At 41.8% G+C, this 14,994-nt stretch carries 10 protein-coding genes; 5 read left to right on the top strand and 5 right to left on the bottom strand.

From position 1 onward, the window contains the following. Positions 1-36: 36 nt before the first annotated feature. Both ACYZ0U_RS14590 and ACYZ0U_RS14585 read right to left on the bottom strand, forming a co-directional pair. Positions 37-717 carry a LolA family protein gene (locus ACYZ0U_RS14590; protein ID WP_461453272.1) on the bottom strand — a complete coding sequence of 227 codons (681 nt, stop codon included), beginning with the start codon at positions 715-717 and terminating at the stop codon, positions 37-39. A gap of 137 nt (positions 718-854) precedes the next feature. Further along, on the bottom strand, positions 855-3,422 hold the full coding sequence (locus ACYZ0U_RS14585) for an FtsK/SpoIIIE family DNA translocase (RefSeq protein ID WP_461453271.1): 2,568 nt from the start codon (positions 3,420-3,422) through the stop codon (positions 855-857). Positions 3,423-3,608: 186 nt separating this feature from the next. Between ACYZ0U_RS14585 and ACYZ0U_RS14580 the strand changes: the two genes are divergently transcribed. Beyond that, on the top strand, positions 3,609-4,262 hold the full coding sequence (locus tag ACYZ0U_RS14580; protein WP_461453270.1) for an ankyrin repeat domain-containing protein: 654 nt from the start codon (positions 3,609-3,611) through the stop codon (positions 4,260-4,262). Positions 4,263-4,272: 10 nt separating this feature from the next. On the opposite strand, the gene ACYZ0U_RS14575 is transcribed toward ACYZ0U_RS14580, so the two are convergent. Beyond that, positions 4,273-5,010 carry a DNA-formamidopyrimidine glycosylase family protein gene (locus tag ACYZ0U_RS14575; RefSeq protein WP_461453269.1) on the bottom strand — a complete coding sequence of 246 codons (738 nt, stop codon included), beginning with the start codon at positions 5,008-5,010 and terminating at the stop codon, positions 4,273-4,275. 277 nt (positions 5,011-5,287) lie between these two features. On the opposite strand from ACYZ0U_RS14575, the gene ACYZ0U_RS14570 reads away from it, so the two are divergent. Then, complete coding sequence (locus ACYZ0U_RS14570) at positions 5,288-6,595, top strand: flavin monoamine oxidase family protein (RefSeq protein ID WP_461453268.1); 1,308 nt, start codon at positions 5,288-5,290, stop codon at positions 6,593-6,595. Between the two features lie 105 nt (positions 6,596-6,700). Here the strand turns inward: ACYZ0U_RS14570 and ACYZ0U_RS14565 are convergent, their stop codons facing one another. Continuing rightward, the gene (locus ACYZ0U_RS14565) at positions 6,701-7,903 is read right to left on the bottom strand and encodes a glycosyl hydrolase family 8 (RefSeq protein ID WP_461453267.1); all 1,203 of its coding nucleotides are present in this window, start codon (positions 7,901-7,903) and stop codon (positions 6,701-6,703) included. A gap of 16 nt (positions 7,904-7,919) precedes the next feature. Continuing rightward, positions 7,920-8,966: a LysR family transcriptional regulator gene (locus ACYZ0U_RS14560; protein WP_461453266.1), complete on the bottom strand. Its 1,047-nt coding sequence runs from the start codon at positions 8,964-8,966 to the stop codon at positions 7,920-7,922. Between the two features lie 99 nt (positions 8,967-9,065). Between ACYZ0U_RS14560 and ACYZ0U_RS14555 the strand changes: the two genes are divergently transcribed. The 3 genes from ACYZ0U_RS14555 to ACYZ0U_RS14545 are packed head-to-tail and all read left to right on the top strand — an operon-like array spanning position 9,066 to position 14,934. Next, complete coding sequence (locus tag ACYZ0U_RS14555; protein ID WP_461453265.1) at positions 9,066-10,457, top strand: TolC family protein; 1,392 nt, start codon at positions 9,066-9,068, stop codon at positions 10,455-10,457. A gap of 18 nt (positions 10,458-10,475) precedes the next feature. Beyond that, positions 10,476-13,724, top strand: coding sequence for an efflux RND transporter permease subunit (locus tag ACYZ0U_RS14550; RefSeq protein WP_461453264.1), 3,249 nt, complete (start codon positions 10,476-10,478; stop codon positions 13,722-13,724). Continuing rightward, a complete protein-coding gene (locus ACYZ0U_RS14545) occupies positions 13,705-14,934 on the top strand; it encodes an efflux RND transporter periplasmic adaptor subunit (protein ID WP_461453263.1) in 1,230 nt (409 codons plus the stop codon). The genes ACYZ0U_RS14550 and ACYZ0U_RS14545 overlap by 20 nt, the downstream gene beginning before the upstream one ends. The last annotated feature ends 60 nt before the right edge of the window (positions 14,935-14,994 follow it).

The raw sequence follows: 14,994 nt of genomic DNA, 5'->3' as shown, positions 1-14,994 counted from the left end.
CGATTTCGTTCCTCGTAATGACATAGTTAAAATATATTACCTCAAATCCACCACCTCAACGCCGGGATGGGCCTTAGCATCAAAAGTAAACGTATTTTCAGGCACTTGTACATTTGGCGTAAAAGTATTGATGGTGTAATTATACTTATTGCCGCTTTTATCAAATATCAAGGCGCTATAAATCTGTTTTTTGGTTTTGTCGATCATCAGCCTGATCTTAAAATACGATTTGTCGATATCTTCAGGAGTAAGATCAATTACCTGGTAAACACGGCCTTTTAGAGTTTCGCTGCCGGTATAAATGTATTTATAACCCTTTTCATACATGGTGAAGATCTGTGCCGGGTTAAAGTTTTGGTCGGCTTTATCAACCTTGTTTACCTGTACTTCCTTGTCTTTTTTATTATAAGTCCACTGCGTTCTGCCATCGGTGATGATCTCTTGCACAACCTGGGTTTTAGCAGTAGGGTCCTGGCTATAAAGGCTCAGCCTGTATTTATTTGTTTTGGACTGGACTACGATGGTACCCTGTTGTGTTATGGTGGATTGATCCTGCTGGTTATCTATCACAAAAGTGAAATCGCTTTTTACAATGTTAAATGCTTTGTATTTGGCGCTTACCTGGTTTAATATAGCTTTTGCCTCAGCATCCTTTTGCGCGAAAGCTGTGGTAGTAATTCCTAAAAGTAAAAATGCGTATAAGGTTATTTTTTTCATTTTATTGGTAGAATGTATCTGCTAATATACAGTTTAGAGGGATAGATGTTTGGATGGTTTAATGACAAGGTATTAAAGTAATGTCATTGAAATGTGGCTTATCTTCGCTCGGTTAGAATGACAATGAAGGAATGTTACTACGCCTTTGGCTTGTCCAGGGTTTCCAAATACCTTTCCAAACTGTATTCATCCGGGTACAAAACCTCGCGTGCCTTGCTGCCTTCAAACGGGCCTACTATGCCTGCGGCTTCCAGCTGATCGATGATGCGGCCGGCACGGTTGTAGCCCAGTTTCATTTTACGTTGGATGAGCGATGTTGAGCCCTGCTGGTGCATAACGATCAAACGTGCGGCATCCTCAAACATCGGGTCGCGATTATCCGGGTCATATTCTTTGGAGCTGCTGCTGGCTTCGCCCTCACCGACATATTCCGGCAGGTGCATGGCGCTTGGGTAGCCTTGCTGGCTGCCGATAAAATCAGAGATCCTTTCTACTTCCGGCGTATCCACAAACGCGCATTGCAGGCGGATCAGGTCGCTACCGGTAGACATCAGCATATCACCACGGCCGATCAGTTGATCTGCACCACCGGCATCTAATATGGTACGCGAATCTATCTTAGACAGTACCCTGAACGCCAAACGAGCCGGGAAGTTAGCCTTGATAGTACCCGTAATTACGTTAACCGATGGCCTTTGCGTAGCAATAACCAAGTGGATACCCACCGCACGGGCCAGCTGCGCTATACGGGCTATCGGCATTTCAACCTCTTTACCGGCAGTCATCATCAAATCGGCAAACTCGTCGATGATCAGCACGATAAATGGCAGATAACGATGCTTTTCCGGGTCGCTTATCTTACGGCTTACGTATTTGGCGTTGTATTCCTTCAGGTTACGTACTTGTGCATCCTTCAGCAGATCATAACGCTGATCCATCTCGATGCACAGTGAATTAAGTGTATTTACCACTTTCTTGGTATCCGTGATAATGGCATCTGCCTCATCAGGCAGTTTCGCTAAAAAGTGCCTTTCTATCTTACGGAATAAGGTTAACTCCACCTTTTTAGGATCAACCAAAACAAACTTTAACTCCGCAGGGTGCTTTTTGTACAGCAGCGACACCAGAATCGCATTGATACCAACCGATTTGCCCTGGCCGGTAGCACCCGCAACCAGTAGATGGGGCATTTTGGCCAGATCGGCAATAAATACTTCGTTGGAGATGGTTTTACCCAAAGCGATCGGCAGGTCCATGGTGTTATTCTGCCATTTTTCAGTAGATAGTACAGAGCGCATGGATACCATTTCGGGGTTTTGGTTAGGTACTTCGATACCGATAGTTCCCTTACCCGGCATAGGCGCGATGATACGGATACCCAAAGCAGCCAGGCTTAGCGCAATATCATCTTCCAGGTTCTTAATTTTAGAGATCCGCACACCAGGAGCGGGGATGATCTCATATAAAGTAACTGTTGGGCCAATGGTCGCCTTGATCTTATCGATCTCGATGTTATAATGGTTCAGCGTTTCAACAATTTTATTTTTGTTGGCTTCCAGCTCCTCGGAGTTTACCGATATTTTGTTGGAACCGTAGTTCTCTAACAAGTCGAGTGTCGGATATTTGTATTTTGGCAGATCAAGCTTAGGATCATAGGCGCCAAATTGGGCTACCAGGTCCTTCGCCTTATCATCATCAGATTTCTCGATGTTTAATATTGGTGTCGGCCTTTCAACCTCAAGCGTTAAAGGGATCTCGCTTTCAAATTCAGGCTCATGTCCTGCTGTAGGGTCGGGCGTTAAAACTACAGGCTCATGAAAAACAGGGGTTTGTACCAATGGCTCAACCGCTGCTTTGGCTACGTTTGTGCCGCGGTTAGTATTACGCGGCCATTCAACCGGTAAGGATGGCTCTTCTTCCAATAATTCTATCGGGTCGGCAGGTAAAACATCTACGTTATCTTGAGCCCCCACTAAATCTTCCCCGGTAGCGGAGACTTTTATTTTCCTTTCCGGGAATTTAAAATCAATGTTGTAAGCGATGATCAATACTGTTAGCGCGGCAAATACTAATATACCGCCGGTGCCTGCCTGGCCTATCTGCGCATCAAGAAGCAAGTTTGTCCAGTAGCCGAACCCACCTTCCAGCATATGCGGGTAATCGCCGATAAAGGCATGGATAAATCCAATTGCAACCGACAAAAACACAATACAAAAGAATGAGTAGGCCAGTGTTTTTGGTATCGAAAACAACTTCACCTTAAACAGCAGGCGGTAACCGATCACAAAAAATACGAAGATGAAAATGAACGATGCGACACCAAACCACTCGTAAATAAATTGGTTTGAAAGCAATGCGCCGAATTTACCCAGCCAGTTTTCAACTACCGGGTTTTTAAGGCCGTTGTCCTGCAGTTCCTGCGTGGTTTTTAGCAGGTTATGCCAGCCGCCATTGGCAGGTGATACATAGCTTTGATCCTGCTGCCAGGTGAACAGGTAGGAGGTGAAGGCTACTAAAAAAAATATAGTGAGTATCAGGAAGAACAGGCCTATAACTTTTACCAAACGCCCGTTGTTAAGGTCGAAGGTTGGCATTTTGGGCACTTTAGGCTTCGCATACTTTTCCTTCTCACTTTTAGTGCTTTGGCGAGGCTCGTTATCTTCCTTAAAACTATTTGATTTGAACTGATTTCCTTTTACCGGCATCCCTGTTTACAGCGTTTAGCTTACAAATATAAAGTTAATAGATTAAACTTATTTGGAGGTAATTTTTTAATTTTTACTAATTTGGAACTAACATGCTGATTCTTCGTACAAGAGGGTAAAACTACTTAAATGCAATAAAATTACTTTGTAGTTTATTGTTTTGATAACAAATTGATTAGAACGCATATGATACAAGATCGACTTGAACAATACATCACGGCAGGCGATTTAACGGGGCTTGATACTTTGCTGGCAGAATATCCCACACTTGCAAAAACCACAACAAGGCACCATGTATCGCCATTAATGTTATCGTGCTACTATAAAAAACCCGAGGTTACCGAGTTTTTAATGAAGTATATTGATGACGTAAATTTATTTGAAGCGGTTGCCGCAGGTAAATTTGATGTAGTAACACGTTTAGTTGAAACTTATCCCGAAGCTGTAAATTATTATGCCGAGGACGGTTTTACACCGCTTGGGCTGGCTTGTTATTTTGGGCAGTATGAAATAGCCCGCCTGCTGATTGTAAAAGGAGCAGACGTCAATATGCCATCGAACAACGGATTTAATGTGTATCCGATCCACTCTGCGGCTGCCGGTAACCATACCGATATTGCCGCTTTGCTAATTGAAGCCGGCGCCAATATTAATGTGAGACAACAGGCAGGTGTTACTCCTATACACTCAGCAGCCCAGCACGGCAACCTTGACCTGTTGATATTACTTTTGGAGAACAATGCTGATATCAATATCCGCATGGAAGGCGGCAAACTACCAGCCGACCTTGCCCGTGAAAAAGGCTTTATGGAAATTGCCGAAGCATTAAGCGAAGAATAGCCGCTCAATTTTAACTGACGTACAATTTCTCACAAACATCGCAGTAAAAAGTATGCCTTTTGGTTTTGCCCAGATCAGCTTTGTGAAATGGGATATGATCCCGCGGGCACATCTCCTGTTCATAGGCTTCGAAGTGCTTGGTTAATACCCCTTTTTTCTTCCATTTTAAAAAGTCGAAGGTGTATTTGATGGTTTCGTCGATCAGCTCGTGCAGTTTTTCGTCGGGGATGTTAGCTATTATGCTATCCGGATGTATCCTCGCCCTAAACAATGCTTCATTCCGGATGATATTACCTACACCTGAGAATATTTTTTGATCCAATAAAACATCACCTGCTAAGGCTTTCGGTTTCATTTTCAACCTGGCGATAGCTTTTTCCGTATCCCATTTCTTGCTCATCACATCTGCTGACCAGTCGTAAACCTGGTTCAAGGGTTTATCAATCAACTCAATTGAGCTGATGTAAAAGTTTACTTCGCCAGTTTCGAATGTTATATTTAATGACGCATTTTTCTTCCCCCGGCTGTTAATACGATACGAGCCAAACAGGCCAAGGTGTACCCGAACGGTAAAATCGTCAAAACACAATAACAGGTGCTTGCCCCAGCTTTTGATGTTCTTAAGGGTTTGCCCAATGATCAGGTGCGGATCCATTTTTGGGGTGTAACCTTTGGCTGCAATCACCCGCTGGTGTTTGAATGGCTTTAACTCTTCTTTCAGGATAACGATGATCGGGCCTTCGGGCATAAAATTGGTTTATGCTGATGAGGCAAAAATTAAGCCATTAATAAGCGGTTAAAACAGGTGTTTTCCGTCAAAAAAGCACCAAAAAGCGGAATGATTTAGTCGGTTTAGGGCGTTAGATGGGCATAAAACCGCCTTTTCGATAGTTAAAATGGGCTTTATGAGTTCATAAAAGGCTATTTTAAGCTGAATTTAATAGTTTTTTTTTAAAAATTATGTTGGCATTGAAAAGCTGGCTGGTAATTTGTGGCAGGTGGGTTTTGCAATTACCGGGTAATATATGGAGACAAGCGATACGATTATAATTGGTGCTGGTGCTGCAGGCTTAATGGCCGCTTACAAACTTTCTGAAGCAGGTAAAAAGGTGATCGTGCTGGAGGCGCGCAACCGTACCGGCGGGCGGATTCATACCATAAGCCATGAGTCGTTTTTTAAGCATGCCGAATTAGGCGCTGAGTTCATACACGGTGATTTGCCGGTAACGCTAAACTTATTAAAGGAAGCTAATATAGCTTATAGCCCCGCGGGCGGCGAAATGGTGCGCTATGCCAAAGGGCAATTCGTAGAAGACGAAGCCCTCATCCCAAACTGGGATATATTACTTAAAAAATTGGACGACCTTGAGCGGGACGTCAGTATTGACGAATTTTTGCAAACCCATTTTGGCGGTGATGAATTTACCGTAATTCGGGATGGAGTAATCAAATATGTGTCGGGCTATGATACTGCCGATCCTAAAAAGGCAAGCTCATTTGCACTTCGTAACGAGTGGAATAACGAGGATGATGATGCCCAGCGCAGGATAGATGATGGTTATTGCAGTATGATCAATTACCTTGCCGATAAATGCAAGGGACTTGGTAATGTCATATACCTGAGTTCTGTTGTTAACCGGGTAGACTGGAAACACGCTGAAGTAAAAGTAACCACAACAGCAGGGGAGGTTTATCAAGCTAAAAAAGTGATCATAGCTATTCCATTAGGGGTTTTGCAGGCTGATAAAAAAGATAAGGGCGCTGTTGAATTTCACCCACCTATAAAGCAGCAGCTGCAAGCCATAAACAATATGGGTTTTGGAGCGATAATTAAATTTTTATTGGAGTTTAAGTATGCCTTTTGGGAAAGCGGTGACACTAAAAAGCTGGCTGGCAAAAGATTAACGGATATGGCTTTTTTAATATCCGATGAAAAAATCCCTACCTGGTGGACCCAACAGCCTAAGAATTCCGCCTTACTTACAGGTTGGTTAGGTGGCCCGCCTGCTGAAGCTAAAAAGGATAATACTACCGAAGAGCTTTTGCAACAGGCATTACAATCATTAAGTAATATTTTTAAGATAGATGTGGAAGAGCTGAAGGCCAACCTGATAGCTTCAAATATCATAAACTGGACCACTGAACCATTTACACGTGGCTCATATAGTTATGATACTGTAGCTTCTGCAGAAGCACGGAAACTGTTAGATGCCGGCGTAGATGATACCATATTCTTTGCAGGAGAATATTTGTACGATGGCCCTGCTATGGGTACTGTTGAAGCTGCTTTAACAAGCGGGCAAAATGTGGCGCAGAAACTTTTAAACCTTTAATACTTGTCAATTCGACTGTAAGGAGAACTCTTCTTCGATTTGCATCGCCGATTGTAAGGTAAAGAAGATTTCTCTCTTGTTGAACGTATGAAATCACAATTAGAATTACGGTTTCCAATAATTACCTGATATAATGATCATATTCAATAGCTTGATAGTATTGTCGTAATAATCAAAATCCTTCATCTTAAATTGTACAGAATAATTCCAAACCTTGTTTAACCATTGCTGGTTGCCTTTATCAACCATTGCCGAAACCGCGAATGGGGTGATAAAACTCAAAGCTTCAAAATATCTGCCTTTAATATCATCTCCAGCTAAAGTATATCCGGCTGATAGGTTGTAAGTATCATTATTCGTGGTTACTCTTACCCAATGGTTAATCTTCTGAACAAATTTTTCAGAGCGTTCATCTCCCGATAAAAGGTAATCAACCCCGGTACGCCAGGGTACACGGCATGCATTATAGTTGTATGCTCCGTCATATTTCGATTCAAGGTAATTAGGATAGGCAGGTTTAGCTTTTTTGTTGATATGAATTATAAAATCAGACACTAAACCAGCATCCGGACTGTATTCACTTTGCATGTAGCTAAATAATTTGTAACCATTGTCAATTACTTTTGTCCAGCGGGAATCACCTGTGGCGTGTTGAAATGCCTTAAAATTAGCGGGCATAAAATCAGATGAACGGGTATCAAAATAATCTTTACTATCATGCTCTATGGCATTGCTTAACAATACCGACCATGTTTGATGATTGATCTCGTACTGCATTATTTCGTCGATCATGATTTTAGCTTCCTGCAGGTAATCAATATTACCTTTGCTGCCCCATTGTTTATCGGCTAATAATAGTGAATATGCTATGTCAATGTCACCGTCACTGGCTGATGTTTTGTCCAGATCTTTATCATGAATATTTTGCGCCCAGGCCATTAAATGGCTACCCCGGTTGCTCGGGTGTGAGTGATAATACTTGTATAAATTATCAAATTTAATTTTAGCTGAATGATCATATCCCGCCATTAACGTTACGATGACCATCCCATAACCTTGTCCCTCGGATACAGATTGTTTACCGTCTTTGTCTTCAAACCAAATGTAACTTTCAGCCTTTCCCGGTACCGTTTTTATGTAATGGGCCTTCCATTGGTCGTAAAATAATGCTGTAGTTAGATTTAATTTATGTTGCGTGATTTTATCAGGTAATATACTGCCTTTGGCATAGATTACATGCTGAGGAAACGGTTTGTAAGCCTTTTGAGCTTTTGCTGAATAACAGAAAAGAATCAAGAGGCTTATCAAACACCAGAGCTTCAAATTAATATTGATAATTTTTAAATTCCTGCGATGATGCTGCTGCAACAGATGGGCGTGTAAATACAGCTGTGGAGGCTGCTAATTTTTCGGGAAAATGTATTTTACCAGCATGTTGTTTGATCAACTGTTCTTTTTCAGTAGGATTGATGCTCATATCTGCTCCGGAGAAATACAATTTAAGGCATTCCAAAAAGTTTTGTATAGCAGGGGTCTGTTTGCAGGTGGCTGCAAACCATGACCGGCTAGCTACGCTATGATGCATTGGTTTTGATACGATATTTTTGTTTTTTAAATAAGGCTCCACAATCCAGTCAGCCATTACGCTGATTCCTAAATTGGCGTTCACCATTTCAATAGTTGCATCGGTATAATGTATGCGATGTAATGTTTTAGGCCTAACTTGTTGTGCTTGTATCAAAGCTTCGATCATGGGCGTATCCTGGTACGATGGATCATACAATGGTAATATGAGTTCTTGATCCTGAAAATCGGATATTTCAATAATATCTTTTTTCGCAAGCGGATGGTCTTTGCTAATGATAGCCGTTAGCCTGTCGTTAAAAATAGGCTCGTAACGTATTTTGGTATTAACCATTTGGGTGCGGATGATACCGATGTCCAAATCGCCATTCATTAAATATTCTAATGGCCGGCTGGTCGCTTCTGATAGGATTTGAATATTTATATCAGGCCAGCGTGATTTATAATATTTGATGATGCCGGGAAGCCAGTGATAAGCAGTATAACACTGCATACTGATAGATAATTTGCTGGTTTGCCCGTTCTTATAGTTCGAAATATCTTCCTCAAGGGCTTTAATTTCGGCCAAAATCTTCTCGGCACTCCTCAAAAAACGGTAGCCTTGTTCAGATAAATGTAATTTTTTACCGTTTCTGTTAAAAACATCTATACCTAATTCCCGTTCTAATTCTTTAAGCTGGTGACTTAAAGCTGATTGTGTAAGATGTAAAGTTGTTGCGGCTTTAGTAAGAGTTCCCTCTTTTGATATGGTATCTATTAATCTGAAATGATGTATCGCGATATTCATTATTACTTTTATTAATGATTTTCACAAAATTAATTCATTTTTTTCATATAAAATATAGTTTTAATTTTGCAGCAACAAATACCGCATATGTTAGTAACAATGTCTAAACGTCTATTCTTAAGTTTAACTGGTATTTTTATTTTAGTAAACGTACAGGCCCAGCAAAAAGTACTTGGGATGAAAGAAGCGGTACAACTTGCACTCAATAATTATGGTGAGATAAAAGCTAAAGCAAATCAGCTTAATTCATCAAAAGCCTCGTTAACTGAAACTAAAACAGAATATTTACCAGATTTAAATTTATCAGCACAGCAGGTGTACGGTACCGCGTCGGGTATTGATGGCCCAATAAGCGCCTATGGCGGCTTGGCTGTTGCGTCTTCCGGCCCTGCACTGCCTAATCAAAATTGGGCTGCTTCTTTCGGTTCTTTATATGTAACCAACATTAACTGGAATTTCTTTGCCTTTGGCCGCGCCCGCGAAAAGGTTGCGGTGCAGCGTAATGTAGTTACTCTTGATGAAAGCGATTTAGCACAGGAGCAATTTGAAGATGAAGTAAAAGTTGCCGCTTCTTATCTTACATTATTAGTTGATCAGCAGCTTAGTAAGGCCGAACAGGATAACCTTAATCGTAGCCTTGATTTGCAAAGAGTGGTTATCGCCCGTGTAAAAAATGGGCTAAACCCCGGTGTGGATTCATCATTAGCTAATGCGGAAGTATCGAATGCTAAAATTGCATTAACTAATGCACAGCAGGTAGTTGCCGACCAGGCCAACGCGCTGGCAGTTTACCTTGGTATCCCGCCGGCAGATTTTTTATTGGATAGCACCTTTGTTAAAAAAACACCTAACAATATTTTAATAGATCCGGCTACAGCTATTGAAGAGCATCCGCTGTTAAAGTACTATCGTAACCGCATTGGTGTAAGTGATGAGCAGGCTAGGTATTTAAGCACTTTCAGCTACCCAACTTTTAGCTTATTTGGCGCTTATCAGGGTAGAGGTTCGGGTATTAAATCCGATATTGCAACGAATGAAAATGATTACAGTAGCAGCTATGGTGCAGGGGCCGATCCAACACGCTACAACTATTTAATAGGTGTTGGTTTTATATGGGATATAACCAATCCATTCCGGGTGCATTACCAGGTAAAGGCGCAAAAATTTACATCAGACCAATATCGTAATGAATATGACCTTGAAGATCAGCAAATACATGATCAGGCATTACTGGCGATTACCAAAATAAACAACGCTCTAAAAAACAATGCCGAAGCACCTATTGAAGTAAAGGCTGCAAGCGATGCATATAATCAAAAGTTTGCCTTGTACAAAAATGGTTTGGCAAACATTGTTGATTTTACCGATGCGCTGTACACGCTGAACCGTGCCGAAGTAGACCAGGATATTACAGCGAATAATGTTTGGCAGGCCTTATTATATAAGGCAGCGGCAACCGGAGATTTTGGGGTCTTTATAAATAACTTTTAACATACAGAATACAAACTAATGGGAATGATTAAAGGGGCCCTTCAAAGGCCAATCACCATACTGGTTATAGTAGCAACATTATTCTTATTTGGTATTAATGCTGTACGCAGTATTAAGATAGATATTTTTCCCGACCTTAACCTGCCGGTAATTTATGTATCTCACCCTTACGGTGGTTTTACACCCGACCAAATGGAAGCTTACTTCGCCAAGTCATACGTTAACTTATTGTTATTCGTATCAGGTGTAAAAAGCATCGAATCGCAAAACGTTCAGGGCTTAACACTAATCAAAATAACATTTTATGAAGGCACAAATATGGCACAGGCCGCGGCGGAGGTCACGGCGTACACCAACAGGGCGCAGGCCGGTTTCCCGCAAGGGTCACAACCGCCGTTTATTTTGCGTTTTGATGCCTCAACGCTTCCGGTGGGCCAGCTTGTATTAAGCAGCCCTACACGTACCAACAATGAGTTGCTTGACTTTGCATTAGTATACATACGTTCGGCATTTACCACTGTGCCTGGCCTGGTTGCACCGGCGCCGTTTGGCGGTAACACACGTACAGTTGTTATTAAGGCGGATCCCGAGTTGCTTCGTCAACATAATTTAACGCCTGATCAGTTAGTACTTGCCTTACGGGATAATAACCAAAACTCACCAGCGGGTAACGTGCGTATAGGTGATTACAATTACCTTACACCTGCTAACGCAACCATTGATAAGATTGCTCAGTTTGGCGATATCCCATTGTATAAAAATGGCGTGCAAACTGTTTTTATGCGCGATGTGGCCACTATAGAAGATGGCGCAGATATTACGCAAGGTTACGCGCTTATTAACGGCAAAAGGTCTGTTTACCTGCCTATTACCAAGTCGGCATCGGCATCAACCTGGGATGTGGTACAGAATTTGAAAAAAGCACTTCCACGATTCCAGGGCCTGGTTCCTGAAGATGTTAAGTTATCTTTCGTATTTGACCAATCGGTATATGTGATTAACGCGGTAAAGAGTTTAGCAGAAGAGGGTGCTATTGGCGCGATATTAACCGGTTTGATGGTACTGTTATTTTTAGGAGACAGGCGCGGTGCGTTAATTGTAATCATGACTATACCAACCTGCGTTATTTCCAGCGTATTCTTCCTGTACCTTTTCCATCAAACTATAAATATCATGACGCTGAGCGGCTTGTCGCTGGCAATTGGTATTCTTGTGGATGAGTCGACGGTAACCATCGAGAATATTCACCAGCATTTTGATATGGGCAAACCCAAGGCTTTAGCTATATGGGATGCCTGTAAGGAAATAGCGTTCCCTAAATTGTTGATCCTGTTTTGTATCCTGGCAGTATTTGCTCCGGCCTTCACCATGTCGGGTATCCCGGGTGCATTGTTCCTTCCATTATCATTGGCAATTGGTTTCGCCATGATCATATCTTACCTGCTTGCACAAACCTTTGTGCCAATTATGGCTAACTGGTTAATGAAAAATGAGCATGAGAAAAAAGATTACGCTATGGATGATGAAGGCAACCAATCTGCTCAAAAAGAGGAAGCTGTTAAAAAGATTAGTGAGCATCATGGCAAGGATGAGAGTAAGTTTGATAAATTCAGGCTGTGGTTTCTTGACGTTTTTGATAAGATGCTTCCAAGGCGAAAACTGATTGTTACGGTATACCTGGTAGTTGCCTTTGGTTTAGCATTCTTATTATTTGCCATCATCGGGCGCGATGTATTGCCTAAAGTTAACTCCGGTACATTCCAGGTGCGCTTACGCGGTGCTGATGGCACCAGGCTTGAACGCACGGAAACAACTGCAATAACAGCGTTGCACGTTTTGGAAGGTTTGGTTGGTAAAAAGAATATTGAAATAACTTCTACTATGGTGGGTACTCACCCGTCATCATTCTCCACTAACCCAATTTATCTGTTTATGGCTGGCCCCCAAGAGGCGGTAATGCAGGTTGAACTGGCAGAAAATTATAAAGTGAACCTGGATGATTTGAAAGAGCGTTTCCGGGATACCATGAGAAAGGTATTACCTGATGTAAAAATGTCATTTGAGCCAATAGAACTTACTGATAAAATTTTAAGCCAAGGGTCACCAACGCCTATAGATGTTGCCTTCACTGGTAAAAACAAAAAGATAAATGTTAATTATGCGCTTAAAATGGTGCAGAAACTCGATAGCATCAAATATTTGCGTGACGTGCAAATCGCGCAATCATATCGCTACCCATCTATCGATATTAATATTGATCGCGTACGTGCGGCTGAACTTGGTGTAAGTGTAAATGATATAACCCGTACGCTTACTGCATCAACTTCATCATCACGTTTAACAGAAAAAAACGTTTGGATTGATAATAAAGTAGGTTTGAGTTACCAGGTTCAGGTTGAGGTTCCTGAATATCAAATGTCGAGCCTTAACGATGTGCGTGAGATACCTGTATTGGCTAACCAGCCCAGGCCTGTATTAAGCGACGTTGCTGATATTAAAGTTGATACCGCGAATGGTGAAGATGATGATATTGGCGCCGTGCCAACATTATCGGTAACAGCTAACATTAATAAAAAGGATTTAGGTACAGCAGGCGACGATGTACAAAAAGCGATAAAATCACTAGGTAAATTACCACATGGTTTAACAGTTGAACTACGCGGTATGACGCAAACATTAACCGATACGCTTAGTAGTTTACAAACAGGTTTGATAGTAGCCATATTGGTTATCTACCTTATGTTGTCGGCTAACTTCCAGTCGTTTAAAGTTTCGCTGGTAGTACTCTCAACGGTACCTGCGGTGTTATTTGGATCGCTGTTTTTAGTGAAGATAACGGGGGCAACGCTTAACCTGCAGTCATACATGGGTATGATCATGTCCGTCGGGGTGTCCATCTCCAACGCGGTACTGCTGGTAACCAATGCAGAGGAGATCAGGAAGGTTAACGGCGATGCATTGAAATCAGCCCGTGAAGCAGTTGCACTACGTATACGCCCTATATTAATGACCAGTTTGGCAATGATTGTAGGTATGATTCCAATGGCATCAGGATTAGGTGAGGGTGGTGACCAAACATCGCCATTGGGCCGCGCAGTTATTGGCGGTTTATTTGCCTCAACATTTGCAGCACTATTTGTTTTACCATTGGTATTTGCCTGGGTACAAGGCAATGCAACCACGGATTCTGTTTCATTAGACCCTGAAGATAAGGAAAGTAAATTTTATGTCCCATTGCACCACACACATGAACACTCAAAAAAATAAATTAATTATTGTTATAACCGCTTTAGTTATAGCCACGGCCTTTTTTAGCTCATGCGGCGAAAGTAAAAAGGACAAAGAGGCACAGGAACAAACTGTACAACAGGAAGACGCGCTTGATACGCCTACAGTAACTCTTGTTAAGGCGCGAAAAGGTAAGTTAACATCAAACATAACTGTACCAGGCGAATTGCAGGCATACCAACAAACCGACCTTTATGCAAAGGTTAGCGGGTATGTTAAAACCTTATTGGTTGATATCGGTTCACAAGTTCACCAGGGGCAGCTGCTGGCTGTATTGGAAGCGCCGGAAATAAATTCACAATTAGAAGAGGCAAAATCGCATATCCTGCAAGCTAAAGCTGTATATTTTGCTGATAAAGCAACTTACGACAGGTTATACAATACCAGCAAAACACCAGGTACCATATCACAAAATGATTTGGAGCAGGCTCAGGCAAAGAAATCATCAGATTCTGCCAATGTTGAGGCTGCAAAATCAGCTTATAAAGCAGTTGCGGCAAACCTTAACTATTTACAGATCAGGGCACCGTTTGATGGGGTTATAACTTTACGTGGTGTAAATTTAGGAGCCTATGTGGGCCCGGGCAGCGCAGCTACAAGCCAATCTATATTCAGGTTAGAGGATCATAACCGCTTGCGTTTGGTAATATCGGTTCCGGAAAATTTTACCGGTGGTTTAAATGATAAGGATGAAGTTAGTTTCACTATAAGAGAGTTACAAGGTGAGAAATTTACCGCGAGGGTAGTACGTTTAGCCGGCGCATTAGATAATACGTTAAGATCGGAACGTTTGGAAATGGATGTTTATAATACTGATAAAAAGTTATTGCCTAACATGTATGCCGATGTTAATGTGCCGCTGCCTGCAAGAGACAGCTCATACATAGTACCCAAAACAGCCGTAGTTACATCTACAGAAAAGGTTTTCATTATTTTGGTAAAAGATGGTAAAGCCCAATGGCTTAGCGTTCAAAAAGGATTAGAATCAGGCCCAAACATAGAAGTATATGGTAAAATTAATCCGGGAGACGAGATCGTGGTTAATGCATCCGAAGAGATAAGAGATGGTTCGCCTGTAAAAATAGGTAAAGCCAAAGTTGAAGATGCAAATGAAGCTAATGGTAAAGTGGAAAGCGGCCCGCAAGGCGACAGCACTAAATCAACAGCTAAAAAACCTGCTGCTAAATAGGATAGCACAAATAAAAATAATATCACAGGTTAGTTTTATTGTTTTTGAAAGACCGGTTCT

Source organism: Mucilaginibacter sp. (assembly GCF_965225845.1).
Taxonomy (GTDB): Bacteria; Bacteroidota; Bacteroidia; order Sphingobacteriales; family Sphingobacteriaceae; genus Mucilaginibacter.
Note: the sequence above shows the minus strand (reverse complement) of the source record. Positions and strands in the feature narration are given on the sequence as shown.

Bases quoted from the DNA above. Each gene is read 5' to 3' on its own strand.
- ACYZ0U_RS14555 (WP_461453265.1), top strand. From the start codon at position 9,066: ATGTCTAAACGTCTATTCTTAAGTTTAACTGGTATTTTTATTTTAGTA.
- ACYZ0U_RS14545 (WP_461453263.1), top strand. From the start codon at position 13,705: ATGAACACTCAAAAAAATAAATTAATTATTGTTATAACCGCTTTAGTT.
- ACYZ0U_RS14575 (WP_461453269.1), bottom strand. From the start codon at position 5,010: ATGCCCGAAGGCCCGATCATCGTTATCCTGAAAGAAGAGTTAAAGCCA.
- ACYZ0U_RS14580 (WP_461453270.1), top strand. From the start codon at position 3,609: ATGATACAAGATCGACTTGAACAATACATCACGGCAGGCGATTTAACG.
- ACYZ0U_RS14590 (WP_461453272.1), bottom strand. From the start codon at position 717: ATGAAAAAAATAACCTTATACGCATTTTTACTTTTAGGAATTACTACC.
- ACYZ0U_RS14550 (WP_461453264.1), top strand. From the start codon at position 10,476: ATGGGAATGATTAAAGGGGCCCTTCAAAGGCCAATCACCATACTGGTT.
- ACYZ0U_RS14585 (WP_461453271.1), bottom strand. From the start codon at position 3,422: ATGCCGGTAAAAGGAAATCAGTTCAAATCAAATAGTTTTAAGGAAGAT.
- ACYZ0U_RS14570 (WP_461453268.1), top strand. From the start codon at position 5,288: ATGGAGACAAGCGATACGATTATAATTGGTGCTGGTGCTGCAGGCTTA.
- ACYZ0U_RS14560 (WP_461453266.1), bottom strand. From the start codon at position 8,966: ATGAATATCGCGATACATCATTTCAGATTAATAGATACCATATCAAAA.